The following is a 26,520-nucleotide window of genomic DNA, read 5'->3' as shown; positions in this document are numbered from 1 at the left end:
AGGTTTTGGCGAGCGTGTGGAGTTTACAGGAACTCTACAGGCCACGTATTACAAGGGCTGTAGGGCCGATTATACTGAAACGAGTAAACTGGACGCAGGATATAGAGAGGAGCGTGGGACACCTCTGCATCTCATCCCCACATTGCCGACTCTTTCGGCGTGGTCGCGTTGAAAATTGACGAATACCCGGCAGGCAACACCTGCGCTGCCACCGAATACAGCGTGGCCGGCACCCCGGAGTTGATAACCCCCAGGATCAAAATCACCTTGAGTTTGCCGCCGAAATCCCAGCGCACGCGCATCAAGGCCAAAATCACCACCAGGCCGGTCGCGGCAATGGAGACTCGAAAAAATGCCGTAGGAATGGTCCCGAGTACCGGTGCAATGATCCGCATAAACAGAAAGCTGGCGCCCCATATACCTGCCAACGACAGCATGCGCACCAAATCGACAAGTCTCACGGGATTTTCCTTACAAGGTTTGAACCGCGCAGTGTAGGGGATGCTGCGGACAAGACAACGCGCTAATTCCTACAGATTCGTGCATGAGCGCTCAAATCTGCGACAATCCGCCCCCTGCATTTACGAAGAATTCTGCGCACCTGATGACTGACGAATCGCCTGCTATCGACCAGCTGTTGAAAAACCTCGATCAAGCCATGATCGCCGACCGCCACAAGCTGCGTCGGCAGTTGCATGAGCTGCGCAAAAAGCCCGACGACGCCAAGCTGGCCGCCTGGGCCGAGCGGGTGCAGGCGTCCTGCGCGCAGGTGACCGCGCGGGCGGCCAGCGTGCCGCTGATTCGTTATGACGAAAATCTGCCGATTGCCGCCAAGCGTGACGAGATCAAGGCGGCGCTGCTCAAGCATCAGGTGTTGATCCTGGCGGGTGAAACCGGCTCGGGTAAAACCACCCAGTTGCCGAAGATCTGTCTGGAAATCGGCCGTGGGCAGCACGGCCTGATCGGTCATACCCAGCCGCGCCGTATCGCGGCGCGCAGTGTGGCCAGCCGGGTGGCCGAAGAGCTGGGTACACCGTTGGGCGCGCTGGTCGGCTATCAGGTGCGGTTCGAGGATCAGAGCGATTCCAATACCCTGATCAAACTGATGACTGACGGTATCTTGCTGGCTGAAACCCAGCACGATCGCTATCTCGAACGCTATGACACGATCATCGTCGACGAGGCCCACGAACGCAGCCTGAACATCGACTTTCTGCTCGGTTACCTGAAGATCCTGTTGCCGCGCCGCCCCGACCTGAAAGTCATCATCACCTCGGCGACCATCGATCTGGAGCGGTTTTCCAAGCACTTCAATGACGCGCCCATTGTCGAAGTGTCGGGCCGTACCTTCCCGGTCGAGACCTGGTATCGCCCGTTGACCTCCGAGCAGGATGAAGAGGGCAACAACGTTGAAGACGACCTGAGCGTCGACCAGGCCATCATCGCCACTCTGGACGAGATTGCAGCGTTCGAGCGCAGTGAGAGTAAAAGCCCCGGCGACGTGCTGGTGTTTTTACCTGGCGAGCGCGAAATCCGCGATGCCGCCGACATGTTGCGCAAGGCGCAGCTCAAGCACACCGAAATCCTGCCGTTGTATGCGCGGTTGTCGCCTGCCGAGCAGCAGCGGATTTTCCAGTCGCACCCGGGCCGCCGTGTGGTGCTGGCCACCAACGTGGCGGAAACGTCGCTGACCGTGCCGGGTATCCGTTATGTGATCGACAGTGGCACTGCGCGCATCAGTCGTTACAGCTACAAGGCCAAGGTTCAGCGTTTGCCCATCGAGGCCATTTCCCAGGCCAGCGCCAACCAACGCAAGGGCCGCTGCGGGCGGGTCGAGCCGGGTATCTGCGTGCGCCTGTATGCCGAGGAAGACTTTAACGGTCGTCCGGAGTTTACCGATCCCGAGATTTTGCGTACCAACCTTGCGGCTGTAATCCTGCAGATGCTGCACCTGCGTCTGGGCGAAATCACCGCATTCCCGTTTATTGAGCCACCTGACGGCAAGGCCATTACCGACGGGTTCAACCTGCTGCAAGAATTGTCTGCGGTTAACCGCGAGAATCAGCTTACGCCGCTGGGTCGCCAGCTGGCGCGTTTGCCGGTGGACCCGCGCATGGGCCGCATGCTGCTCGAAGCTGCCAAGCTCGGTAGCTTGCAGGAAGTATTGATCGTCGCCAGTGCGATGTCGGTGCAAGACCCCCGTGAACGTCCACCGGAACGTCAACAAGCCGCGGATCAGGCCCACGCACAATGGAAAGATGTCGACTCAGACTTCGCCGGTTTGATCAACGTCTGGCGCGGTTTTGAAGAGCAACGCCAGGCGCTGACGGCCAGCCCCCTGCGCAACTGGTGCCGCAAGAACTTCCTCAACTACCTGCGGTTGCGCGAGTGGCGAGATTCCCACCGTCAATTGAGCCTGATCTGTCGCGATATGCAGCTCACGGTCAATCAGGAACCGGCCGACTACCCGAAGCTGCACAAGGCGGTGTTGTCCGGTTTGCTGAGCCAGATCGGCCAGAAAACCGAGGACGGCGACTACCTGGGAGCCCGTCAACGGCGGTTCTGGATTCACCCGTCCTCAGGCTTGGGCAAAAAACGTCCGCAATGGCTGATGACCGCCGAACTGGTAGAAACCACCAAGCTGTATGCGCGCATGGTGGCCAAGATCGAGCCCGACTGGATCGAGCCGCTGGCCGGGCATCTGGTGAAGAAGAACTACTTCGAGCCCCATTGGGAGAAGAAGCGCGGGCAAGTAGTGGCCTACGAGCAAATCACCCTGTTCGGCCTGATTGTGGTCGGGCGCCGTGCCGTGCATTACGGGCCGATTGACCCGGTGCTGTCGCGTGAGCTGTTTATCCGTGAAGGGCTGGTGCGTGGCGAAATTCAGTCGCGGGCCAAGTGCCTGACGGCCAATGCGCAGTTGCTGGAACAACTCGACGAACTGGAGGCCAAGGCCCGGCGCCGTGACATCCTGGCGGATGAAGAAACCCTTTATGCGTTTTATGACGCCCGCCTGCCGGCCGAGATTCACCAAACCGCGACCTTTGACAGCTGGTATCGGGTCAACAGCCAGAAAGATCCGCAATTGCTGATCATGCGCGAAGAAGATGTGCTGGCTCGCGAAGCCACTGAAATCACCGCCCGGCATTACCCTGACACGCTGCACCTGGGGGATTTGACCCTGGAGCTGAGCTATCACTTTGAACCCAACCACCCGCGTGATGGCGTGACGGTCAAAGTGCCTGCGCCGCTACTGCCAGTCTTGCCACCCGAGCGCCTGGAATGGCTGGTGCCCGGCATGATCGAAGCCAAGTGCATTGCCCTGGTGCGCAGCCTGCCCAAAGCGTTGCGCAAAAACTTCGTACCGGTGCCGGACTTCGTCAAGGCCGCGTTGCAGCGCATGGAGTTTGCTCAAGGTTCGTTGCCACAAACACTGGGCCGCGAATTGTTGCGCATGACCGGCGCTCGGGTCAGTGATGAGGCTTGGGCAGAAGCGGCGCAGCAGGTTGAAAGTCATCTGAAGATGAATATCGAAGTGGTCGACGCAGACGGTAAGTTCCTCGGCGAAGGCCGTGATCTGGCCGAGCTGATGGCACGCTTTGCCCTGGCCAGCCAGGCCGCGTTGGCCGTGCCGCAAACCGCGAAAAGCCAGCAGCCGGTAGAAGCCAAGGTGTTTGCCCCTGTTGCCGAAAAAACCCAGCAGAAGATTGCCGGTCTGTCGATGACGGTGTACCCGGCGCTGGTAGAGGAAGGTAATACGGTCAAGGAGGGGCGTTTTTCGACTCCGGCCGAGGCTGAGTTCCAGCATCGCCGTGCGTTGCAGCGCTTGCTGATGCAGCAATTGGCAGAACCGGCCAAATTCCTGCGCGGCAAGTTACCGGGGCTTACCGAGCTGGGCTTGTTGTACCGCGAGCTGGGTCGGGTCGAAAGCCTGGTGGAAGACATTCTGCTGGCCAGCCTGGACAGTTGCATTCTGGAAGGCGAAGCGGTGTTGCCCCGTGATGGCGCCGGACTGGCATCGCTGGCCGAGCGCAAACGCGGGGCCTGGACCGAGCACGCAGAAAAGCTGGCCAGATTGACCCTGGAAATCCTCAAGCTCTGGCATGGCCTGCAAAAACGCTTCAAGGGCAAGATCGATCTGGCCCAGGCGGTGGCCCTGAACGACATCAAGCAGCAATTAAGCCATCTGGTGTACCCGGGGTTTGTTCGCGAAACTCCGGCGCAATGGCTTAAAGAGCTGCCGCGTTATCTCAAGGCCATCGAAATGCGCCTTGAAAAACTGCCGGGCCAGGTGCAGAAAGACCGGGTCTGGAGTGGTGAACTGAGCGGCCTTTGGGCGCAGTACCAGGCCCGTGCCAGCAAGCATGCCCAGGAAGGCAAGCGCGACCCGCAGCTGGAGCTGTACCGCTGGTGGCTGGAAGAGTACCGGGTGTCGCTCTTTGGCCAGCAACTGGGGACCAAGGTGCCGATTTCGGACAAGCGCCTAAGCAAACAGTGGAGTCTGGTGGACGCTTGAGCCTGTAGTTCTGTGGGAGCGGGCTTGCTCGCGATGGAAGCTGCGCGGTTTACCTGATACACCGCGTCGATCCAATCGCGAGCAAGCCCGCTTCCTCGGGGATCATTGCAAAATCCGTAAATAACGCCAAATGCTGGCATTTATGGCAAACTTCGCGGCTATCAGTACCTGAAACGATTTCAATATCTTCTGCTGAACAGAATAGAGGAACGACCGTGCATAACGTCGTCATCAGCGGCACCGGCCTGTACACCCCGGCCAACAGCATCTCCAACGAAGAGCTGGTGCAGTCTTTCAATACCTATGTGCAACAATTCAATGCCGACAACGCGGCGGCTATCGAGGCCGGTGACATCCAGCCCCTGGCCGAGTCGAGCGCGGCCTTTATCGAAAAGGCATCGGGCATCCAAAGCCGCTTTGTGATGGACAAGGACGGCATCCTTGACCCGCAACGCATGCGTCCGCATTTGCCTGAACGTAGCAACGACGAAATGTCGGTGCTTTGCGAAATGGCCGTCGGTGCTGCCAAACAGGCGCTGGAACGTGCAGGCAAGACCGCCGCCGATATCGACGGCGTGATCGTGGCCTGCTCCAACCTGCAACGCCCGTACCCGGCCATTGCCATCGAAGTGCAACACGCGCTGGGTATCCAGGGTTTTGGTTTTGACATGAACGTGGCCTGTTCCTCGGCGACGTTTGGTATTCAGACCGCCAGCAACAGCGTCCAGTTGGGCCAGGCCCGTGCGGTGCTGCTGATCAGCCCTGAAGTGTGCACCGGCCACCTGAATTTCCGTGACCGTGACAGCCACTTTATCTTCGGTGATGCCGCGACAGCGGTAGTGGTCGAGCGTGCTGATCTGGCAACGTCCGAGCACCAGTTCGATATCGTCAGCACCAAGCTGCTGACAACCTACTCGAACAATATCCGCAACAACTTCGGCTTCCTCAACCGTGCTTCGGATGAGCCTGCTGACAGCCCGGACAAACTGTTCGTACAAGAAGGCCGCAAGGTGTTCCGTGACGTGTGCCCGATGGTGGCCGAGCTGATCGGTCAGCATCTGCAGGAAAACCAGGTGGACGTGGCGGATGTGAAACGTTTCTGGCTGCACCAGGCCAACCTGAGCATGAACCACCTGATCGTGCGCAAGCTGTTGGGTCGCGAAGCCTCGGTGGAAGAAGCGCCGGTGATTCTCGACACCTACGCCAACACCAGCTCGGCCGGTTCGGTGATTGCCTTCCACAAGTACCAGGACGACTTGCCGAGCGGTGCGCTGGCCGTGCTCAGCTCGTTCGGTGCGGGTTATTCGATTGGCAGCGTGATCCTGCGTAAACGCTAAGGTCACAGCTGGCTGGTGGTGGGAGCGGCTTGCTCGCGATACAGGCCGCGCGGTCTGACAGGTAAGCTGCGGTGATGCCATCGCGAGCAAGCCCGCTCCCACACAGCAACATCACTTTCCGGTTGCGGAGACCTGCATGGCAACTGCTGACGACGGTGATCTGCTCAAGCGTCTGCTGAGCGGCGAGCAACAGGCCTTTCGCGAACTGGTCATTGCCTATCAAAGTGCCATGCGAGCCGTGGCTTATGCGATCGTCGGCAGTCGCCATGCCGACGAAGTGGTGCAGGACGCATGGCTGTCTGTGGTGCGCAATCTGGCCGGGTTTGAGGGCCGTTCGAGCCTGAAAACCTGGCTGCTGACCATCACGGCCAACGCGGCCAAGAATCGCTACAAGCAAAATCGCCGGGAAGTGCTGCTCGACGATTTGCCTTCGCCCCACGGCACCATTGGCGATGATCGTTTCTCCAGCGATGGCCACTGGTTGCTGGCGCCCCTTGCCTGGCATCAGGACAGCCCCGAAGCCTTGCTCACCGAAGACGAATTGCGCGAATGCCTCGAACGAACGCTCATCAGCCTGCCGCAATTGCAGAGCAGCGTGCTGGTGTTGCGCGAGCGTCAGGGGCTGGAGCTTGAAGAGATTTGTAATCTTCTTGAACTGTCGCTCTCTAATGTCCGGGTGTTGATACATCGCGCCCGACTTAAAGTCTTCGCGACAGTGGAGCATTTCGAGGTGACCGGCGAATGTTGAGCTGCAAGCAGCAAGTGGCGCGTTCAAGCGATTTTCTGGATGGTCAGCTGAGTTTTCGTCAGCGCTTGTTGGTGCGCCATCATTTGCTATTTTGTCCGAACTGCCGGCGGTTTATCAGGCAAATGCGTTTGCTGAGCGCCACGTTGAAAAAGCTGCCGCAAGCGCTGCCGGAAGATCTGGAGCAAACGGTTGAGCGGATGATGCGCGAGCATTCGCGCTAAAGGCGGGGGGCAGGAGCGAAGGTGCCGTCGGTGGATGTAAGGGGGGCCGACGCCACCTTCGCTCTGCTTTTTAGGCACAACACGCTGAATGGCTCCAGCGCGTTGTCTGTTGCGTGAAACCCTGTTTTAGAACTTGGCTTCCAGGTCCAGCTGCAAGGTGTTGGCCTTGGCATCTTTCTGGGTGGACGTTACGTAGTCCGCCTTGGTCAGGAAGTACGTCACGCCGACACCGAAGTTCTTGTCGATTTCGTAACCCACTTTGAACTTGTGACCGCGAGAACCGGTAGTGCCGTTGGCGAAGTCAGAGTCGGTGAAAGCGCCAACCACTGCGTTACGCTGAATATCGCGGTAGTTGTAGTCCAGGCTGAAGGCGTTGAGCTTGGATTTGAAACCCACCAGCCAGGCATCGTCCTGATCGCTATCCGTGGCGGCGTTGTGCACGTATTGGCCGTACAGCGACAGGGGTAGTGGCAGGTTGGCGATATCGACCTGACCGAAGCCTTCGTACAGACGGAACTCGTCGGTGCTGTTGCCGTTGACTGCCAGAGCACAAGGGGTGGTCTTCGTGCCGGTGGTAGGGCAGGAGCTGTCCTTGTCGTTATCGTAGCTGTAGACACTACCGCCCAAAGTGACTTTCAGGCTGTCGGTAGGTGCGAATTTTGCTCCCAACTGACCGGCATACAGGCGCAGGTCGTGGCGAAATTGCACGCCTTCGCCGTCTACGTTGTCCTTGAGTGTGTAGTAACCGGCGCTACCGAACATCTCGACGCCGCTGTTACCCAGATTGTGCTTGTAGGTGGTCGCCAGACCTTCGGGGTTGATATCGCTATCCCAGATAACATCACCCATGCTGACCCATGGCTGCGGCATCTTGCCAGCGATCAGGTGCAGGTCCTTTACCGCTGTCGGGTGGTAGTCAATAAAGGCCTGATCCAGCCACAGCTGCTTCTTGTCGAAGTAGTTGTCCAGATCCTGGTTGGTGGAGCGCGCATCATCGCCGCCGCCCGTAGCGATACGGATACCGGTGTTCACCTGCGGGTTGATTTCGGTGTAGGCGCCCAGACGGGCACGAATACGTTGGCGGTCCTTGTTCTTGCCATCGGACTCGCCATCGATCTTGATGTTTTCGTGACGAACCCGGACATCGCCCTTGAGTTCGGTTTTGGCGGCCCAGGCGACTTTCTGTTCGAAGGCACTGAGATCGGATTTTTTCACCTGATCGGCGGCAGCTTCTTGCTTGGCTTGATTCTCACTGGCGAGTTCGGTTTGCAGCTCGGAGTATTGCGCCGGCGATATGGAACCGTTGGCTTTAAGCATTTCGAGCAGTTTGGCATCGACCGCAGCGCTGGCCGGAACGCTCATGGCCAATACCAGGCCACCACACAGTCCCGCAGCAACCCGTGTAGATACAAGACGCATTATGAATCTCCCAGTGCTGAGATGGCCCTAGCCACCCCAAGAAAAATCGGCCCTTTACGGGCTCACGTTAACGAGGCTTGGTGTGTCGTGAGCGTGTTGGCAAACAGGTCGCTCATAACCCCGTGTTCTAAGAAGCGGCGTCAGTATCGCGGGTGGATATGACAGAAAAGTGGCAGAGTGATAGCAAGTCTGTGACAGCGTGCGGCGTCGCTTCATGTGGGAGCTGGCCATGCCTGACCTGTGGGAGCTGGCTTGCCTACGATGCGGACGGCGCGGTCTGGCAGGTGCACCACGGCGATGCCATCGCGAGCAAGCCCGCTCCCACATAGGGTCCTGGCAAGCCGTGGATTCAGTTGGCCATGCCTGACCTGTGGGAGCTGGCTTGCCTGCGATGCGGACGGCGCGGTCTGGCAGGTACACCGCAGCGATGCCCTCGCGAGCAAGTCCGCTCCCACAAAGGGCCCTGGCCAGCCGCGAATTCTGCTGGCCATGCCTGACCTGTGGGAGCTGGCTTGCCTGCGATGCAGGCGACGCGGTCTGGCAGGTACACCGCAGCGATGCCCTCGCGAGCAAGCCCGCTCCCACAAAGGGCCCTGGCCAGCCGCGAATTCTGCTGGCCATGCCTGACCTGGGGGAGCTGGCTTGCCTGCGATGCAGGCGACGCGGTCTGGCAGGTACACCGCAGCGATGCCCTCGCGAGCAAGCCCGCTCCCACATAGGGTCCTGGCAAGCCGTGGATTCAGTTGGCCATGCCTGACCTGTGGGAGCTGGCTTGCCTGCGATGCAGGCGACGCGGTCTGGCAGGTGCACCACGGCGATGCCATCGCGAGCAAGCCCGCTCCCACAAAGGGTCCTGGCAAGCCGTGGATTCAGTTGGCCATGCCTGACCTGTGGGAGCTGGCTTGCCTGCGACGCGGACGGCGCGGTCTGGCAGGTGCACCACGGCGATGCTATCGCGAGCAAGCCCGCTCCCACACCAGATATTCGGGAGTGCTACCATCGGCGCTCTACGCCGTGCCTTGAGGACTATTAATGCCGCTGCAACGACTCGACAGCCTGTCCGCTATCCCTGCCCATGAATGGGATGCGCTGGTGCCGGTGGCCCAGCCTTTTTTGCGGCATGCCTTTCTCAGTGCCCTGGAAGACAGTGCCAGCCTTGGCCCGCATTCCGGCTGGCAGCCCGAGCATTTGCTGCATTACGAAAATGGACAGCTGCAGGCAGCACTGCCCAGTTATCGCAAATGGCATTCCTACGGCGAGTACGTGTTCGATCATGAGTGGGCGCAGGCCTGCGAGCGTGCTGGCATCGAGTACTACCCCAAGCTGCTCACGGCAGTACCATTCAGCCCGGTCAGCGGCCCGCGGTTGTTGGCCGCCCGTGCCGAGGACGGGCTCGAGCTGCTGGCAGCCTTGCCCGGTTATCTGCAGATCGAAGGGCTGTCCAGCGCGCATATCAATTTCACCGACCCGCTGGCCGATACGGCGCTGGCGCAACAACCCGGCTGGATGCAACGGCTTGGCTGCCAGTTTCACTGGCAGAACCGCGAGTACCGGGATTTTCAGGACTTCCTCGACGCCTTGAGTTCACGCAAGCGCAAACAGATGCGCAAGGAGCGCGAGCAAGTGGCGGGGCAGGGGTTTGAGTTTGAATGGCTGGAAGGCCAGCAAGTCAGCGAGGCACAATGGGATTTTGTCTACGCCTGCTATGCCAATACTTACGCTGTGCGTCGGCAAACGCCGTATCTGACGCGGGAATTTTTCAGCCTGCTGGCCGAGCGCATGCCGGAATCAATTCGCGTCGTGCTGGCCAAACAAGGGGCGACCCCGGTTGCGATGGCCTTCAGCCTGATTGGCGGTGACAGTGTCTATGGGCGCTACTGGGGATGCCTTGGTGAGTTTGACCGCCTGCATTTCGAGACGTGTTTCTACCAGGGCATGGATTACGCCATCGCCCATGGTATCCGGCGTTTTGATGCCGGGGCCCAAGGCGAGCACAAGTTGATCCGCGGTTTTGAGCCGGTGATCACCAATTCATGGCATTACCTGCGCCATCAGGGCCTGAAGGCGGCGGTAAGCGACTTTTTGCAGCGCGAGCGAGCAGGGGTGCTGGCCTATGCCGAAGAGGCGAGGTCGGCGCTGCCTTATCGGCAGGCCTGACCCCGGCTCTCGCTGTTCAGCTGTCTTCTTTGCCCAGCCAGCGATAGACCACTGCACCAATGGCCGCGCCCACCATCGGCGCCAACCAGAACATCCACAACTGCTGAATTGCCCAGCCACCCACGATCAGCGCCGGGCCTGTGCTGCGCGCCGGATTGACCGAGGTGTTGGTCACCGGGATCGAGATCAGGTGGATCAGCGTCAGCGCCAGGCCGATCGCCAGAGGGGCATGCCCCGCAGACACCCGTTTGTCAGTGGCGCCCATGATGATCAGGATAAACATGGCCGTCATGGTGATTTCACATATCAGCCCCGAGACCATCGAGTACCCGCCAGGTGAGTGTTCGCCATAGCCGTTGGCGGCCAGGCCGCTGGCGGCCAGGTCAAAGCCGGGTTTGCCGCTGGCAATCAGGTACAGCAGCCCGGCGGCAATCACGCCGCCCAGGACCTGGGCAATGATATACGCAGGCAGTTCTTTTGCAGGAAATCGCCCTCCGACCCATAAGCCGAAGGAGACGGCAGGGTTGAGATGACAGCCGCTGATATGGCCGATGGCGAATGCCATTGTCACTACGGTAAGGCCAAATGCCAGCGCTACCCCCAGCAGGCCGATACCGACATCAGGAAACGCTGCTGCGAGCACAGCACTGCCACAACCGCCAAGCACCAGCCAGAAGGTGCCTAGCAACTCAGTAACGGAGCGTTTGAACAAGTTCATCACAGGGTCCCGGATAGATAAATCTATCGAGCAATTGAAGCTGCGTCGCCTCCTGCGGTTGACTGCAGGATTCTCCCGAACCCTGCATTCAGTACAGCACCCGCCGGTTTTTTTGCCAGTGCCATAAAAAACGCCAGAGCCCATTACAAACGGGTGCTGGCGTTGTGTTTACGTGCTTTGCAGCATGCGCGTTGCAAGTCTCAGTCGATACCGACAAAACCACCCGTCTGGTGCTGCCACAAACGTGCATATAAACCGCCCCGGGCGAGCAGTTCGCTGTGGGTGCCGGTTTCTGCAATATGGCCGTTTTCGAGCACAACCAGGCGATCCATGCGGGCAATGGTCGAGAGGCGGTGGGCGATGGCGATCACGGTCTTGCCTTGCATCAGGGTTTCGAGGCTTTCCTGGATGGCAGCCTCGACTTCGGAGTCCAGTGCCGAAGTGGCTTCGTCCATGATCAGGATCGGAGCGTTCTTGAGCAGCACCCGGGCAATGGCGATGCGCTGGCGCTGGCCGCCGGACAGCTTGACCCCGCGCTCGCCCACATGAGCATCGAAACCGCTACGGCCCTGGGCATCGGACAGCAGCGGGATAAACTCATCGGCCCGGGCCTTGCGCACGGCTTCCCAAAGCTCTTCGTCGGTGGCGTCGGGCTTGCCATAAAGCAAGTTGTCGCGGATGGAGCGATGCAACAGCGAAGTGTCCTGGGTGATCATGCCGATCTGTTCGCGCAGGCTTTCCTGCGTCACTTCGGCGATGTTCTGGTCGTCGATCAGAATCCTCCCACCTTGCAGGTCGTACAAACGCAGCAATAGATTGACCAGGGTCGACTTGCCGGCACCTGAAGGGCCGATCAGGCCGATTTTTTCGCCGGGCTTGATCAGCAGGTTGAGGTCGCTGATGATCCCGCTGCGTTTGCCGTAGTGGAAGTCGACGTGTTCAAAACGTACCTCGCCACGGTTTACGCTCAGGCGTGGTGCATGTTCGCGGTCAATCACGGCGACAGGCTGGGCGATGGTTTCCAGGCCGTCCTGGACCATGCCGATATTTTCAAAAATGCCGTTGACCACCCACATGATCCAGCCGGACATGTTGACGATGCGGATCACCAGGCCGGTGGCCAGGGCAATGGCACCGACGCTGATCAGTGACTGGCTCCACAGCCACAGCGCCAGGGCGCTGGTGCTGACAATCAGCAAGCCGTTCATGGTGGTGATGACCACGTCCATGCTGGTGACCACGCGGCCGGCCAGCTGGGTTTTTTCGGTCTGCTCGATAATCGCTTCACGAGCGTACTGCTGTTCGAACTGGGTGTGGGCAAACAGCTTGAGGGTGGTGATGTTGGTGTAGCCGTCGACGATACGGCCCATCAGCTTGGAGCGGGCGTCGGAAGATACCACCGAGCGCTCTTTGACCCGGGGGACAAAATAGTACAGCGCCCCGATATAGCAGACGATCCATGTCAGCAACGGGATCATCAGGCGCCAGTCGGCCTCGGCAAACAGCACCAGCGAACTGATGGCATAGATCAGGACATGCCACAGGGCATCGACCGCCTGCACCGCTGAGTCACGCAGTGAGTTGCCAGTTTGCATGATGCGCTGGGCGATGCGCCCGGCGAAGTCGTTCTGGAAAAAGTTGAGGCTTTGCTTGAGCACATAGCTGTGGTTCTGCCAGCGGATCAGGCTGGTCATGCTCGGGCTCAGGGTCTGGTGTACCAAAAGGTCGTGCAGGCCAAAGAATACCGGGCGGATGATCAGCGCGACCACGGCCATCCAGATCAGCTCGCTGCTGTGAACCCTGAAGAAGTCGGTATTGGGCGTGCCCTGGGTCAGATCGATCAGCGTGCTCAGGTAGCTGAACAGTGAGACTTCGATCAGGGCCGCGATCAGCCCGACCACCAGCAAGGCGGCGAACATCGGCCAGACCTGGCGCAGGTAGTAGAGGTAAAACGCCCAGACAGTGCTGGGCGGGGCCGCGGTGGGAGCCTCGCGGAAAATATCGATCAACTGTTCGAAACGGCGATAAAGCATTGGCACTGAAGCCCGCAGTGCGGGCTCTCCTTTAGTGGTGTGGCCGGTGCTGCTGGCTTTACTCATCCCGATGGGGCGCCGGCCAAGGCTCCCTGCTGTGTGCTGCTTGTCAGTCGATGCGTTTGGCCGACTTGATCAATACCGGGTCGATTGGCACATTCTGCATGCCCTGTTTGGTGGTGGTCTGCGAGTTGACGATCTGGTCGACCACGTCCATGCCATTGACTACCTTGGCGAATACGGCATAGCCCGCGTCACGGCCCGGGTCCAGGAAGGCATTGTCGGCGACGTTGATAAAGAACTGGCTGGTGGCCGAATTGGGGTTGGAAGTGCGGGCCATCGACAGGGTGCCGCGCACGTTGTGCAGGCCGTTGCTGGCTTCGTTCTTGATCGGGTCGCGGGTCTGCTTTTGCACCATCTGCGAGGTAAAACCGCCGCCTTGCACCATAAACCCCGGGATGACACGGTGGAAAATGGTGTTGTTGTAAAAGCCGCTGTCGACATATTTAAGGAAATTGTCGCTGCTGATCGGCGCCTTGACCGGGTCCAGTTCGATTTCGATCTTGCCGAAGCTGGTGTCCAGCATGACATGTGGCGCTTTACTGGCGTCAGCCGCCATCAGGTGGGTGGCAAGCAGCAGTGCGCCAGCGGCAAGAGCAATTTTTTTAAGCATGGTTCAGTGATCCTGAAAAGTGGGGTGACTGTTCAATGCCACACGGGCAGCGGTGCATTGAACCAGTGCCCGTGCCACATCCATCAACGGTGGATGTTCACGGGCTGCGGGTGTTGGACAGGATATTCCCGAATCATGTTCCTGCCCACTGCTGTTCACGCCTGTTGCGGAGCCGCGAAAGGCGCGTCCAGTGGCGCTGTGTCGAAAGTTTGCAACAGTTCGACAAGAATTTGTGTGGCCGGGCCCAGGGGTTTGTCCTTGTTGGCGTAGAGGAAAAACACCGGGTGACGGTTGCCGCCCTGATTGAGCGGCAACGGCTTGAGCACGCCTTCCTTGAGTTCGCGCTCGATCATGTGCCGCGGCAGCCAGGCAAAGCCCAGCCCGCTGCTCACAAACGCTGCCGCCGTGGCCAGGCTGCCGACGGTCCAGCGCTGTTCCGAGCCGAGCCAGCCCACGTCCCTTGGCTGCTGGCGGCCGGAGTCACGAATCACCACTTGTAGCTGGCTTTCCAGGTCCTGGAAGTGCAACTCGCGTTGCAGGCGGTGCAGCGGGTGGTCGGGGTGGGCCACCGCGACAAATTCCACGGTGCTCAATTCGGTGCCCAGATAGCCGGGAATATTGAAACTGCTGATGGCCAGGTCAGCCACGCCTTCAAGCAGCACTTCCTCGACGCCGGACAACACCTCTTCACGCAGACGCACGCGACAGCCGCGGCTTTGCGGCATAAAGGCGGTCAGGGCACGCACCAGCCGGGCGTTGGGGTAGGCAGCGTCGACCACCAGGCGCACCTCGGCTTCCCAGCCTTGTTCCATGTGATGGGCGAGGTCTTCGAGCTGGCTGGCCTGCTTGACCAGTTGCCGCGAGCGGCGCAGCAGCACGCCGCCGGCCTCGGTCAACACCGCCTTGCGGCCGTCAATGCGCAGCAGCGGCACGCCGAGCTGATCCTGCATGCGGGCCACGGTGTAGCTGACTGATGATTGCGAACGGTGCAGGACTTCAGCGGCTTGCGCGAAGCCGCCGTGGTCGACCACCGCCTGCAAGGTGCGCCATTGATCCAGGGTCACGCGGGGCGCTTTCACGATGAAGTCCTCAAATGTGGGGGGAGTGACAGGATACCGCTAAACAAACAGGTTTATAGATAGGTTGTAGCAGGTTATTGCGCTTTTTTATCGAGCTGATGCTCTTTAACCTCTGCTTCATCGTCTTACAGTATTTACAGATGGAGCTTACCCGGCATGTCCAATGTTCTGATTATTGAAAGCAGTGCCCGCCAGCAGGGCTCGTTTTCCCGGCAGTTGACGCAACAGTTCGTCAGCCAGTGGCAGGCTGCCCACCCGGCAGATCAGGTGACCTTGCGCGACCTTGCCCTGAACCCGGTACCGCACCTCGATGCCAACCTGCTGGGTGGCTGGATGAAGCCCGAAGCACAGCGCAATGCTGACGAACAGTCTTCCCTGCAACGCTCCAATGAGCTGACCGACGAGTTGCTGGCCGCCGATGTATTGATGCTGGCGGCACCGATGTACAACTTTGCCATACCGAGCACCCTCAAAGCCTGGCTGGACCATGTGTTGCGGGCCGGAGTGACCTTCAAATACACCGAAACCGGACCGCAAGGGCTTTTGACCGGCAAGAAAGCTTATGTTCTTACGGCGCGCGGCGGGCTATATGCGGGTAGCACCTCGGATCATCAGGAACCCTATCTGCGTCAGGTCCTGGCGTTTGTCGGCATTCACGATGTGACCTTTATCCATGCCGAAGGCATGAACCTGGGTGGCGATTTCCAGGAGAAGGGCCTGAATCAGGCCAAGGCCAGCCTGTCTGCCATCGCATAGCCTGTTAATCGACAGATAATCGCCGGCTGGCTTAATGCTTTCATTGCTCCTTCAAGCATGCGGTTCGCGCATCGAACCTCCCTTTGCACTTTCTTGAGTGCTCGTACCCGATCAGCCCAGGGCTGGATCGGGTTTTTTTTGCCTGCGGCAATGGCTGGGTGCAAGCATGCGGATGCCTTTGAGGTGCGCTATATATCTATCTTTTTACAGGCTCGCGCTCTGTTAATTTGCCCATCGGTTGTTTGGCCAGGCTCCTTCGGCGCATGGCAAAACGTCATTGATTGAGGCGGATGCACCATGTCCATTGTTTCGTCCCTGCCAGAGCAGCAACTGCAAGATGAGGAGGCCGCCATTGCCGCTCATCTCGGCCGCCAGCCCACCTTCCTTGCCACCGCCAGGGATTTGTTCCGTAGCACGTTGCAGCGGCGGTTCGCGTCTGTCACCCAGGCGTTTGACCTGGACGCACTGCATGTCACCGATTATCGCCTGGAGTGGAATCAAGACCGCACGGCGCACATCGCCACCCCTGTGACCTCCCGCAGTCTGGCTGACGAGTTGACGCGGTATCTGGCCAGCCGCGAATTGCCGGTCTATCAGGGGCAGGTCGGGATCTTCGACCAGGCGGCCAGCATCGGCCACCTGGGTACCCGTCTGGCTGGCAGCGACAGGATGGCCAGCGAACTGGCGGCCTTGTTGCAGGACGTGGGGGTCAGGGCCTACCCGAATTATCCGCTGCAGCTAGCGGCCTTTTACGAGGCGCCGGCGCAGGTGCTCGTGCTGGCGCAGGGCGCCGACAACCGCGATGGCCGTGACTTGCCGCTCAAGGTGTGGCTGGCAGAACGAATGGCCCGGCAAAGACGCGCAGAGGCAGACCTGCGCACAAGCGATGGCACCTTGACGGTCGAGGGCGCGGCCATGATCCGGTGGGTAGCAGGGGGCCTGCTCGATGCCGGCGTAACCGAGGAACCCGGGGTTTTCGAGCTGACACTGCGGGTACCGACCGTCGAGGCTCGGGTCTCAGGATGCCTGGTTCTCACCCGTAGCCCCCGTGACTTGCCGGCCCAAAGCCCGGCAGGGGTGATCTTGCTGATGGCAGGGCAGGGCCTGATCGAATTCTCCTCGGGGGGTGAGTTCAACCAATACCTGGCTCGCTGGTTGAGCGACCTGCAAAGCCATCCCTGGTTATGGGCCACAATCGCTTTAAACCACCGCCAGGCTGTGCTGGCTCACTCCCCCCGTGCGCTTGTGGACTACCCGGGTGTTGCCAGCAGCGAGGCTTTTACCCGTTGCCTGGCATCGCTGCTCAGTTGGCAGCAGGACAGTTGCCAGCACCTGCTCCGGGCCGGCCGCGTAGAACCGTTGTATCTGGAGCAGGCTATCAATCTGCGCGCAAGGTTGCGTGTCGGCCAGCTGCTGCAGGTGCGGCAGCTGGCCTTGCAGGCACAGCGCAGCGCCGGGCCGCGCAGGACCGCAGCCATTAATGAAGGGCTGGTGCAGGCGTTCCCTGACCTCCAGTCACTGGTTTCGCCCTTCGACATGGACAGGCTTGAACTCAGGGGGTACCGGGATGACAGCGCGGTCACCGACCTGTCCTCAAGCACCCGTCATTCCGGGCAATGGCAACGGGTCAGTTCCAGGCCGCTCGGGGCTGTGTTGCGAGAACTGCTGGTTGATCCCCGGGTGTTCAATCTTGCTGCCGACATTGAGCGCCTGTGCATCGGTGCAGCCGACAGCGATGCTTGCATTGAAATCACGCTACAGGCCTTTCGTGACAATGCACTGGCTGTTGTAAGGCCGTTGCGGTATGTCGCTGTGGAGTGCCAACTGCCGGTAACCCCGGCGGCCCTGCCTGAACCACCGGTAAACCCCTTCAAGCAGCAGGCGCAGGCCACCCTGGCTGATTTTCGGGCAATGGCTGCAATGTTGCAGGCGGCCCCTGTGGCTTCTTCGTTCAGGTTGCGGCCAAGCCCGCACTCTGCGCTGCAGGGCGCCATCAGCGAAGTGGTGCGCCAGTTCGGGTTGCTGGCGCACGAGTTGCGCGGGCAGGCAGCGAGTGTGCTGTATCAGCGCCTGCCACTTGCCGCGACATTGCCCGCGAGGCTGCGCAGGCAGTTGGAAACTTGTTTGCATAGCGACCGGCAAGCCGTTCTGTTTGATTACGGTGAGTCGGTGACTCTGGCGGAGATGCTGGACTTTTACTGCATCATTGCGGCTGAACCGCTAACGGCGCCTGCTAGGCGGCAAGCACTCAATGACCTTGAAGAACAGTACGCCGTGCGTGCCCTGGGCATGGAAAACGCAACACCGTTACTTGACAGCCTGCTGGGTGCCGACCAGGAGCGGGCGTTGCTCGGTGCCGTAAACGCTTGTATTGCAACCCTGCAACCCTTGCCGGGGGTAAACCCTTTGCCGCCTCTGGAAGTGCTGGGGCATTACCTGCCCGGGTTTGACCCTGGCGGATTGGCGCACACCAGGCCGACCGTGGCGCTGCAACAACTGCTCACTTCAGAGCAGGGGCAGTGGCTTGGCCAGCAGTTGCTCAAGGCGTCAGGTTGGCATGGCGCCGCCGATGGCGAGGCTGCCCCGGCGACCCTGAACGCCCAGTTGGCCTGGAAGGCCCTTGTGCTGCGTTATTCCCAGGCAGGTACAACAGCTGGCTACGACCTGAACGCCAATCGTTTGTGGGGTAAAAGCTATGCCTGGATCCGCAGCGATTTCGAGCACTACCTGCTGACCTCGCGACAAGCCACTTCGCCGGCGTTTGCCGCGCTGCTGGCGCGTTTGCTGCGCCCGAGCATGCCCGCGGATTTCAGCGTGCGCGACATTCCGGTCGAGCTGATCTACGGTTCGGCCAGTTGGGTCAACTTCCGGCATGGGGCCGAGCTTGCACATGTGATTGAGCCAGGCTCGCCCCAGCGCATGACTTTTCAACAGGTCATCACGTTGCCAGGCCAGCAGGCGACTGGCCTGGCAGGGCAGCAGAGCGTGGCGCGGGAAAAGTCGGCGGCCATGCTTTCCCTGCGACTACCACCGCTCATGACCTGGGCAGCCCTTCATGGCGTTGTGCCTGAAATGCCCTTGAGTGCTTACACCAGCGAGCAGATCCAGCAAGCCGCCAAGGCGCTGGATGCCTTTGAGCAGACAGTGCTCAAAGCGGCCAACGATCTGTTCGAGGTGCCCCCCGCCAGACTGCAGATGGCCAGGGCTGAGCTGTTGAAACACGGCATCAGCCCCGAACAACGCGTGTACACGGCGCAGAGGGGGAGTGTGCCCCTGTTTGAGCTGTATGCCGTGGGCAAGCATATGGAGGTGGATTTTGAGCCGCATACGGCAACCACCCTGCCAAGCACCGAAACGCTAAGGGCCCGGGCTGCACTGCTGGCCCGGCTTGGGCGCTTGCAGGTGAATATCGAGCGCGAGTTCAGCCGTCGCTACGATGCCCATGAGGCAGCGCTCGTATCTGCACAACAAGCAGTGGTGAGGTTCTTGCTGGACAGCCTGCCCCCGCAACAGCGTCAGGATATCGAGTACAGCGCTGTCAGGGTGTTGCGCGTGAGGACAGAAAGTCGTGGCAGCGTCGCTGAAGAGACCACGAGCCTCATGGATTCGCTGATGCTGCGCCAGGGTTTTATCCTGCAAGTGTGCAAGCCCGGTGATTGCGATATCTATGAGGTATTTCCGCGAGCCTTGCACATTCAGCAAAGCCCCGGGCTCAAGCCATTGTTGATTGGCGGAGTGATTGGTCCCAGGCAAACGGGCCTGCATAGCTGGATCCATCGCTATCGGCATGGGGCGATTTTGCAACTGGACGAAAACGCCTACCGAACAGGGCAAAAACCGCGGCCCCATGCACTCTCAAGCTCCAGGCTGATTGTCGAAGAGCTGGGCAGCTTGCCTGCAGAGGGCCAACCCGGCAGTACGCTGCCCAATACGTTTTGTTCCGCGCGCAGCAAGCAGATTGCCATGTTGGCCCCTCTCTATATCGACAGGGATCAGGCCCGCGCGGCAGCCCGGGGCGTGACGGCGTTTGACCAGGCTCATCCGGCCGTGCAGCTGCTAAAGTCGATTACCCCGTTCTGGGGGACTTTTGACGACCTGCTGTCTGGCGACCAGAAACGCATGGCTGAGGGCAGGCTGGGGCTGGTTTTCGACCTGCTGTTTTTCCTGCCCGTGGCCCGGTTTGTCGGTGGCGCGGTACGCATCCTGAAAACAGCCGGAAAACTGGGTTTCAAGCCCGCGCTGCCACGGCTGGGAAGGCTCACCAGAACTCTGCTGGTGGCTCTGGCGCAAGAGTTCAACCCGGCCGACGGCCTGTCCCAGTTGCTCAAATGGGGCCGCATCAAGGTTTTGATGGGCGGCCGCAGCCTGGCCAGCCGGGGGCTGGAGCACTACAATCAAGCCGCCAGGCGCTCAAGTGTGGCCCGCTATGACACTCGCCGCGGGCTGGTGACGGTCGATGACCCCGCGCTGTGGAAGTCACCGCCGCCAGGTGATCAGCTACGCAGGGTCAACGGCATCGACAATGTGCCGGTGCGCAACACGGGCAGCGCGGATGCCCCACGTTACCACCTGCTCGATCCTGTTTCCGGCCTGCCCTATGGGCCGCAGCTGGCATCGAGGGTGCGGGTTGTGCGATTCAACCAGCAAAGGTATGTCGTGCCCGCCAGCCCTGACTTGCCTGATGGCTATTACAGGCTGCGAATCAGTAACCCTGACAACCCGTCGCAACTGCTCAGCAGCGGGCTGATTGCCAAACCCGATGCCGGAGCGGGGGGGCTCTGGAGAAGAAGAGGGATCAGGGGCGGGGGTAAGGAGTCATTTGAAACTGGCACTTTGCACACCTGGGCCCTGCCGGGTCACGGTGGCCAGGCCACGTTGGCCGACATGAACGCCTACACACGCAGTGATATCTCGTTGCCGGGGCTGGTGCCAGGCTCGGCACCCGGTGTTTACACGCACAATAGCCGGTCCTGGATAACGGCTGGCGAGCCGCCGCAGGTGTATGAAGTGGTGCAGATCAGAAACAGGTTTTGGCAGTTGCATGCCGATGGTGAACAACCTGGCCCTTTTGTGACTTTTCGCCCCGTCCAGGGCCTGGCCTCAGGTGTGTGGGAAATAGATCCCGGGATCCGCCTGCAGCCCAGGCCAAGGTCAAAATGGCAAGGCGGGGCCGAGGTCATGTTTGTTCCGGATCCCGAAGGGCCGCAGTTTTACCGCAACCTCAACAACCTGCCGGCGGCTACACCCTGGCAGGTTGAAAGAGCTATCGACTTCAAACGCATCGAGCAGCAGATCCATACCCAATGGCACGTCAAACTGGAAGGGATCAGGGTGATTTCGACAACGGGCAATGATCTGGCAGGGAAAATGGGTATTCCCTACGATTCATCTTCTGCCAAAGCCAATCCGGTAGCCTGGACCTCGCCCCAAGGGCGCATATATATCGCCACGGATCATCCGGATTTCGTGGTCAATGGGCTGGTCGATACCGACAAGGTGCGCTCCACGGTGGTACATGAATATGTGCATGCGGCCTCCCACCGTCATATTGGGTTGCAGGCTGTGTCCGGTGCCGAGGTCAATTATGACGAATGCCTGGTGGACTACTTTGCACAGAAGCTTTACACGCAAATCTATCCGGATCGCCCCTACAAAAGTAGTTACTTCAGCCAGGACGGCACCCTCTGGCATGGCCAGTTGGCGCCCTTTATGACACAAAATGCCAGCATGAGCCTCGAGGATATCCAGCAGGCACTCTTTCATAACCCGGGGCTGTTTCGTCCGTTGAGTGCCGATGCGTTGCAGGCGTGGAAGCGCCTGACGGATTTCTAACCCGGGTTGGTCGCTTGGCCAATCGCCTTTAAACAGGCGACATTGCCAAGCCAGCATTTTACTTCCCCGGCAAACCGGCTAAGGTCGCGCATTCCTTCGGGCTCGCTGCGGCGTGATCGAACAGGCGACCAAGGTTTTTTGAGCGAGAGATACATGGGCTATCTGTTATTTGTCACCCTGATCCAGGCGTTTTCCTTCAGTTTGATTGGCGAGTATCTGGCGGGGCACGTCGACAGTTACTTTGCAGTACTGGTGCGAGTGGTGCTGGCGGGGCTGGTGTTTATCCCGCTGACGCGCTGGCGTCAGGTCGAACCCGGCTTCATGCGCGGCATGTTATTGATCGGGGCGCTGCAGTTCGGCATTACCTACGTCTGCCTGTACTTGAGTTTTCGGGTGCTTACGGTGCCGGAGGTGTTGTTGTTCACCATTCTGACACCGCTGCATGTGACCCTGATCGAGGATGCCCTTAACCGTCGGTTCAACCCCTGGGCCCTGGTCGCCGCGCTGGTGGCCGTGGCGGGTGCTGCAGTGATTCGGTTTGACAGTATCAGCCCGGATTTCTTCAAAGGTTTTCTGCTGCTGCAACTGGCCAACTTCACCTATGCCGCCGGGCAGGTCTTGTACCGCCGTCTGGTGGCGCGCTACCCGAGCGACTTGCCCCATTACCGGCGGTTCGGTTTCTTTTACCTTGGCGCGCTGGCGGTGGTGCTGCCGGCATTCTTGTTGTTCGGCAAGGCCAACTTTCTGCCCGAGGCCCCTCTGCAGTGGGGGGTGCTGGTGTTTCTGGGCCTGGTGTCCACCGCGTTGGGGCTTTATTGGTGGAACAAGGGCGCCTGCCTGGTCAGCGGCGGCACTCTGGCGGTGATGAACAATTTGCATGTGCCGGTGGGCTTGCTGCTCAACCTTCTGATCTGGAACCAGCATGAACCGTTGGGACGACTGTTCATCGGTGGGCTGGTGATTGTGTTTGCTGTCTGGATCAGTCGCCTAGACCGCAGGCCCGTGACGGTCTAAGGTCAACCTCAGTCCATCTATCGCCGTAAGGGAGAGTCGGAATGACAGTCAGGGTGTTGATCTTGCCGGGCCTGTTCAATTCAGGAGCAGAACACTGGCAATCTCACTGGGAGCAGCGCTACAGCGGTTTGCACCGGGTCAAGCAGGAAGATTGGCAAAACCCGGTCTGTACTGACTGGGTGCAGAACCTGCAAAAAAAAATCACCAAGAGCGAGCGCCCTGTGGTGCTGGTTGGCCATAGTCTGGCGTGTTCGTTGATTGCCCGATGGGCGCAGCAACACCCCAAAGAGGCCCGGCGTGTGCGTGGGGCGCTGTTGGTGGCGCCCAGTGATACCGAAGCCGACAGTTACCCGGCCGGTACCACAGGCTTTAGCCCCATGCCGCTTGAGCCCCTGCCATTTGATGCCATCACCGTGGCCAGTACCAACGACCCCTATGTTACCCCTGAGCGGGCCGAGGCCTTCAGCCAGGCCTGGGGCAGTGACCTGGTATGGCTGGAAAATGCCGGGCATATCAATGGCGAAGGCGGGTTTGGCGCCTGGCCGCAGGGGATCGAGTTGTTGTTCAGGCTCACCGGTGATCCGCAGTTCAAGCAAGCTTGAACCTGTAGCCGCTGACGAGGCACGAGGCTGCGACAAGGCCCGCAGGGCCTTCAGATTGCCGGGGGCCGCTTCGCAGCCCATCGCAGCCTCGCTGCGCTCCTCAGCGGCTACACATCACTCTTCGATCGGTATTCTGTTGAACAGCCCTTTGCGCAGGTCATTGCCGCTGGGTTGCTGGTATACGCTGAGCCCGAACTCAGGCAGCACGGACAGCAGGTAGTCAAAGATATCGCCCTGAATGCGCTCGTATTCGTCCCACACCGTGGTCCGGGTAAAGCAGTACACCTCCAGTGGCACGCCTTGAGGCGTGGTTTGCAGCTGGCGCACCATGCAGGTCATGTTCGGCTGGATATCGGCATGGCTTTTCAGGTAGGCAAGGGCATAAGCACGGAAGGTGCCGATATTGGTCATGCGCCGACGGTTGGCGGACAAGGCTGCCACGTTGCCCTGGGCTTCATTCCAGCTTTTGAGTTCGGCTTGCTTGCGATGCAGGTAGTCGCTCAGCAAGCGTACCCCTTCCAGACGCTGCTCCTGCTCATCGGTCAGGAACGCGACATCGCTGGCATCAATAAACAGACTGCGCTTGATCCGGCGCCCGCCGGACTGCTGCATGCCGCGCCAGTTCTTGAACGACTCGGACATCAGGCGCCAGGTCGGAATCGAGACAATGGTCTTGTCGAAATTCTGCACCTTGACGGTGTGCAGGGTGATATCGATCACATCACCGTCGGCACCCACCTGCGGCATCTCGATCCAGTCGCCGACTCGCAGCAAGTCGTTGCTGGTCAATTGCACGCTGGCCACAAACGACAGCAGGGTGTCCTTGTAGACCAACAAAATGACGGCCGACATGGCCCCCAGCCCCGACAGCAGCAGCATCGGCGAGCGGTCGATCAGTGTGGCGACAATGATGATGGCCGAGAACACATACAGCAGCATTTTCGTCAGCTGAATGTAACCCTTGATCGGCCGGGTCTTGGCGTAATTGGTGCGCGAATAGATATCGAGCAAGGCGTCCAGCAGCGAGCTGATGACGCGGGTAAGGACAAAAATGGTAATGGCCAGCGCCAGGTTGCCGAGGAAGTGGCGACCGTTGTCGCTCATGTCCGGCACCAGATTGCGCCCGAACTGCACCATCAACGAGGGGGTCAGTTGGGCCAGGCGATGGAACACCTTGTGTTCGCGTAAGTCATTGATCCAGTGCAGGGCCGGTTGGCGGCCGAGCATTTTGGTCACGCGCAGGACAATGATGCGAGCGATATGACCGGCCAGCAGGGCGACGCCCACCAGAACGATCAGGCCGAGCATGGCCGAGACCCACGGATGTTGGTCCAGGTTGGCCCACAAGTCCTGGATTTGGCTCCAGAGAGGTTGAGTATCCATAAGCAAAAACGATATCCGGTAATAAATGGCTATGGGATTAGAGCACTTCAGGGTGATTTGTGGGCCTTGATTGGACTAAAGACCCTAAAAAACCATTTGTTTCATGCCGTTCGTGCAAAGTAACTCGGCCTTGGCGCTCGAAACCGTTACTCTATGCCGCTGATTTTTTGTATTTCTTCGAGGTAGCACCCGTGTTTTCCGATTTCGCCCTGCACGAACGCCTGCTTAAAGCTGTGGCCGAGCTTAAATTTGTCGAGCCTACGCCTGTGCAAGCAGCGGCCATTCCGCTCGCGCTCGAAGGGCGTGACCTGCGGGTTACAGCTCAAACCGGGAGTGGCAAGACGGCCGCTTTCGTTCTGCCGATTCTCAATCGCCTGATTGGTCCGGCCAAAATCCGCGTCAGCATCAAGGCATTGATCCTGCTGCCGACCCGCGAGCTGGCCCAGCAAACGCTGAAGGAAGTTGAGCGTTTTTCGCAGTTCACGTTCATCAAGTCCGGCCTGATCACCGGCGGTGAAGACTTCAAGGTCCAGGCCGCCATGCTACGCAAGGTGCCGGATATCCTGATCGGCACCCCGGGCCGTTTGCTGGAACAACTCAACGCTGGCAACCTCGACCTCAAAGAAGTTGAAGTGCTGGTGCTCGACGAAGCCGACCGCATGCTCGACATGGGTTTCTCCGAAGACGTACAGCGTCTGGTCGATGAATGCCCGAATCGTCAGCAAACCATGTTGTTCTCGGCCACCACCGGTGGTTCGGGCCTGCGTGAAATGATCGGCAAGGTTCTGAACAACCCGGAGCACTTGCAGCTCAACCAGGTCAGCCAGCTGAACGCCACCACGCGTCAGCAGATCATTACCGCGGACCACAACCAGCACAAAGAGCAGATCGTTAACTGGCTGCTGGCCAACGAGACTTATCAAAAAGCCATTGTTTTCACCAATACTCGCGCCATGGCCGACCGTATCTACGGTCGTCTGGTGGCTCAGGAGTACAAGGCGTTCGTCTTGCACGGTGAAAAAGACCAGAAGGACCGCAAGCTGGCGATCGATCGCCTGAAGCAAGGCGGCGTCAAGATTCTGGTTGCCACCGACGTTGCGGCCCGTGGCCTGGACGTTGAAGGCCTGGATCTGGTGATCAACTTCGATATGCCACGCAGCGGTGACGAATACGTTCACCGTATCGGCCGTACTGGCCGTGCAGGCAATGATGGCCTGGCGATCTCGCTGATCTGCCACGGTGACTGGAACCTGATGTCCAGCATTGAGCGCTACCTGAAGCAAAGCTTCGAGCGTCGCACCATCAAGGAAGTCAAAGGTACTTACGGCGGCCCGAAAAACGTCAAGGCTTCGGGTAAAGCGGTTGGTGTGAAGAAGAAAAAGACCGACGCCAAGGGCGTCAAGAAGAAGTCGGGCGCCAAGGCACCGACCAAGCGCAAGATTGCCAACCGCCCGAAGACCGACGCCCTGTCGCTGGTCAGCAAGGACGGCATGGCACCGCTCAAGCGCCGCAAGCCAGAAGCACCCGCCGCTGATTAAAGCGCTGGCGTGACTCACAAAAAACCCGGCCTGTGCCGGGTTTTTTGTTGCCTGAAACGCCGCAGATTTTGTGAGTGCCGCATTGTCTGTGGTAGCTGACTTGCCTGCGATGTATGCACCGTGGTGTGACTGGGAAGCCGCGCCGTCTGAATCGCGAGCAAGCCCGCTCCCACAGGGATTGTCGTCGGCCGCAGATTTTGTGAGTGCCGCATTGTCTGTGGGAGCTGGCTTGCCTGCGATGTATGCACCGTGGTGTGACTGGAAAGCCGCGCCGTCTGAATCGCGAGCAAGCCCGCTCCCACAGGGATTGTCGTCGGCTGCAGATTTTGTGAGTGCCGCATTGTCTGTGGGAGCTGGCTTGCCTGCGATGGCGTCACCGTGGTGTGACTGGGAAGCCGCGTCGTCTGCATCGCGAGCAAGCCCGCTCCCACAGGGATTGTCGTCGGCCGCAGATTTTGTGAGTGCCGCATTATCTGTGGGAGCTGGCTTGCCTG

At 59.7% G+C, this 26,520-nt stretch carries 16 protein-coding genes and 1 pseudogene; 10 read left to right on the top strand and 7 right to left on the bottom strand.

Annotated features, from left to right (window positions below; translation table 11 throughout):
* Positions 1 to 134 precede the first annotated feature (134 nt).
* Positions 135 to 461 (bottom strand): annotated as a pseudogene (locus BLU25_RS06855) (EamA family transporter); the annotation flags it as partial.
* 143 nt (positions 462 to 604) lie between these two features.
* Here BLU25_RS06855 and hrpA point away from each other — a divergent pair.
* From hrpA to BLU25_RS06835, 4 genes are all read left to right on the top strand, one after another.
* The gene (gene hrpA / locus BLU25_RS06850; RefSeq protein WP_083369862.1) at positions 605 to 4,516 is read left to right on the top strand and encodes an ATP-dependent RNA helicase HrpA; all 3,912 of its coding nucleotides are present in this window, start codon (positions 605 to 607) and stop codon (positions 4,514 to 4,516) included.
* A 215-nt stretch (positions 4,517 to 4,731) separates the two neighbouring features.
* Entirely contained in the window at positions 4,732 to 5,853 is a 1,122-nt protein-coding gene (locus BLU25_RS06845; RefSeq protein ID WP_016781647.1) for a beta-ketoacyl-ACP synthase III, read from the top strand.
* A 136-nt stretch (positions 5,854 to 5,989) separates the two neighbouring features.
* Positions 5,990 to 6,601: an RNA polymerase sigma factor gene (locus tag BLU25_RS06840; RefSeq protein WP_016781646.1), complete on the top strand. Its 612-nt coding sequence runs from the start codon at positions 5,990 to 5,992 to the stop codon at positions 6,599 to 6,601.
* Positions 6,595 to 6,822 carry an anti-sigma factor family protein gene (locus BLU25_RS06835; RefSeq protein ID WP_016781645.1) on the top strand — a complete coding sequence of 76 codons (228 nt, stop codon included), beginning with the start codon at positions 6,595 to 6,597 and terminating at the stop codon, positions 6,820 to 6,822. Before BLU25_RS06840 ends, BLU25_RS06835 begins: the two co-directional genes overlap by 7 nt.
* Positions 6,823 to 6,948: 126 nt before the next feature.
* Here BLU25_RS06835 and BLU25_RS06830 read toward each other — a convergent pair whose 3' ends face one another.
* Positions 6,949 to 8,241 (bottom strand): putative porin, encoded by a 1,293-nt coding sequence (locus tag BLU25_RS06830; protein ID WP_029611510.1) that lies wholly within the window; start codon positions 8,239 to 8,241, stop codon positions 6,949 to 6,951.
* Positions 8,242 to 9,273: 1,032 nt separating this feature from the next.
* On the opposite strand from BLU25_RS06830, the gene BLU25_RS06825 reads away from it, so the two are divergent.
* Entirely contained in the window at positions 9,274 to 10,398 is a 1,125-nt protein-coding gene (locus BLU25_RS06825; protein WP_083369572.1) for a GNAT family N-acetyltransferase, read from the top strand.
* Positions 10,399 to 10,414: 16 nt separating this feature from the next.
* On the opposite strand, the gene aqpZ is transcribed toward BLU25_RS06825, so the two are convergent.
* The 4 genes from aqpZ to BLU25_RS06805 all read right to left on the bottom strand — a co-directional run bounded on the left by aqpZ (position 10,415) and on the right by BLU25_RS06805 (position 14,901).
* Entirely contained in the window at positions 10,415 to 11,116 is a 702-nt protein-coding gene (aqpZ, locus tag BLU25_RS06820; protein WP_016781642.1) for an aquaporin Z, read from the bottom strand.
* A 200-nt stretch (positions 11,117 to 11,316) separates the two neighbouring features.
* Positions 11,317 to 13,149: an ABC transporter ATP-binding protein gene (locus BLU25_RS06815; RefSeq protein WP_016781641.1), complete on the bottom strand. Its 1,833-nt coding sequence runs from the start codon at positions 13,147 to 13,149 to the stop codon at positions 11,317 to 11,319.
* A gap of 109 nt (positions 13,150 to 13,258) precedes the next feature.
* Positions 13,259 to 13,822, bottom strand: coding sequence for a peptidylprolyl isomerase A (locus BLU25_RS06810; RefSeq protein WP_016781640.1), 564 nt, complete (start codon positions 13,820 to 13,822; stop codon positions 13,259 to 13,261).
* A 155-nt stretch (positions 13,823 to 13,977) separates the two neighbouring features.
* Entirely contained in the window at positions 13,978 to 14,901 is a 924-nt protein-coding gene (locus BLU25_RS06805) for a LysR family transcriptional regulator (protein ID WP_029611509.1), read from the bottom strand.
* Between the two features lie 156 nt (positions 14,902 to 15,057).
* On the opposite strand from BLU25_RS06805, the gene BLU25_RS06800 reads away from it, so the two are divergent.
* From BLU25_RS06800 to BLU25_RS06785, 4 genes are all read left to right on the top strand, one after another.
* A complete protein-coding gene (locus tag BLU25_RS06800; RefSeq protein ID WP_016781638.1) occupies positions 15,058 to 15,657 on the top strand; it encodes an FMN-dependent NADH-azoreductase in 600 nt (199 codons plus the stop codon).
* A gap of 297 nt (positions 15,658 to 15,954) precedes the next feature.
* A complete protein-coding gene (locus BLU25_RS06795) occupies positions 15,955 to 21,489 on the top strand; it encodes a hypothetical protein (RefSeq protein WP_029611508.1) in 5,535 nt (1,844 codons plus the stop codon).
* Between the two features lie 153 nt (positions 21,490 to 21,642).
* The gene (locus BLU25_RS06790) at positions 21,643 to 22,503 is read left to right on the top strand and encodes a carboxylate/amino acid/amine transporter (protein WP_016781637.1); all 861 of its coding nucleotides are present in this window, start codon (positions 21,643 to 21,645) and stop codon (positions 22,501 to 22,503) included.
* 41 nt (positions 22,504 to 22,544) lie between these two features.
* Entirely contained in the window at positions 22,545 to 23,105 is a 561-nt protein-coding gene (locus BLU25_RS06785; protein ID WP_016781636.1) for an RBBP9/YdeN family alpha/beta hydrolase, read from the top strand.
* Between the two features lie 114 nt (positions 23,106 to 23,219).
* On the opposite strand, the gene BLU25_RS06780 is transcribed toward BLU25_RS06785, so the two are convergent.
* Positions 23,220 to 24,488 (bottom strand): mechanosensitive ion channel family protein, encoded by a 1,269-nt coding sequence (locus BLU25_RS06780; protein ID WP_029611507.1) that lies wholly within the window; start codon positions 24,486 to 24,488, stop codon positions 23,220 to 23,222.
* 191 nt (positions 24,489 to 24,679) lie between these two features.
* Between BLU25_RS06780 and BLU25_RS06775 the strand changes: the two genes are divergently transcribed.
* The gene (locus BLU25_RS06775; protein WP_016781634.1) at positions 24,680 to 26,026 is read left to right on the top strand and encodes a DEAD/DEAH box helicase; all 1,347 of its coding nucleotides are present in this window, start codon (positions 24,680 to 24,682) and stop codon (positions 26,024 to 26,026) included.
* Positions 26,027 to 26,520 lie beyond the last annotated feature (494 nt).

Origin of the sequence: Pseudomonas fragi, from assembly GCF_900105835.1 — a bacterium.
Taxonomy (GTDB): domain Bacteria; phylum Pseudomonadota; class Gammaproteobacteria; order Pseudomonadales; family Pseudomonadaceae; genus Aquipseudomonas; species Aquipseudomonas fragi.
This window is presented reverse-complemented; position numbering and strand designations above follow the sequence as displayed.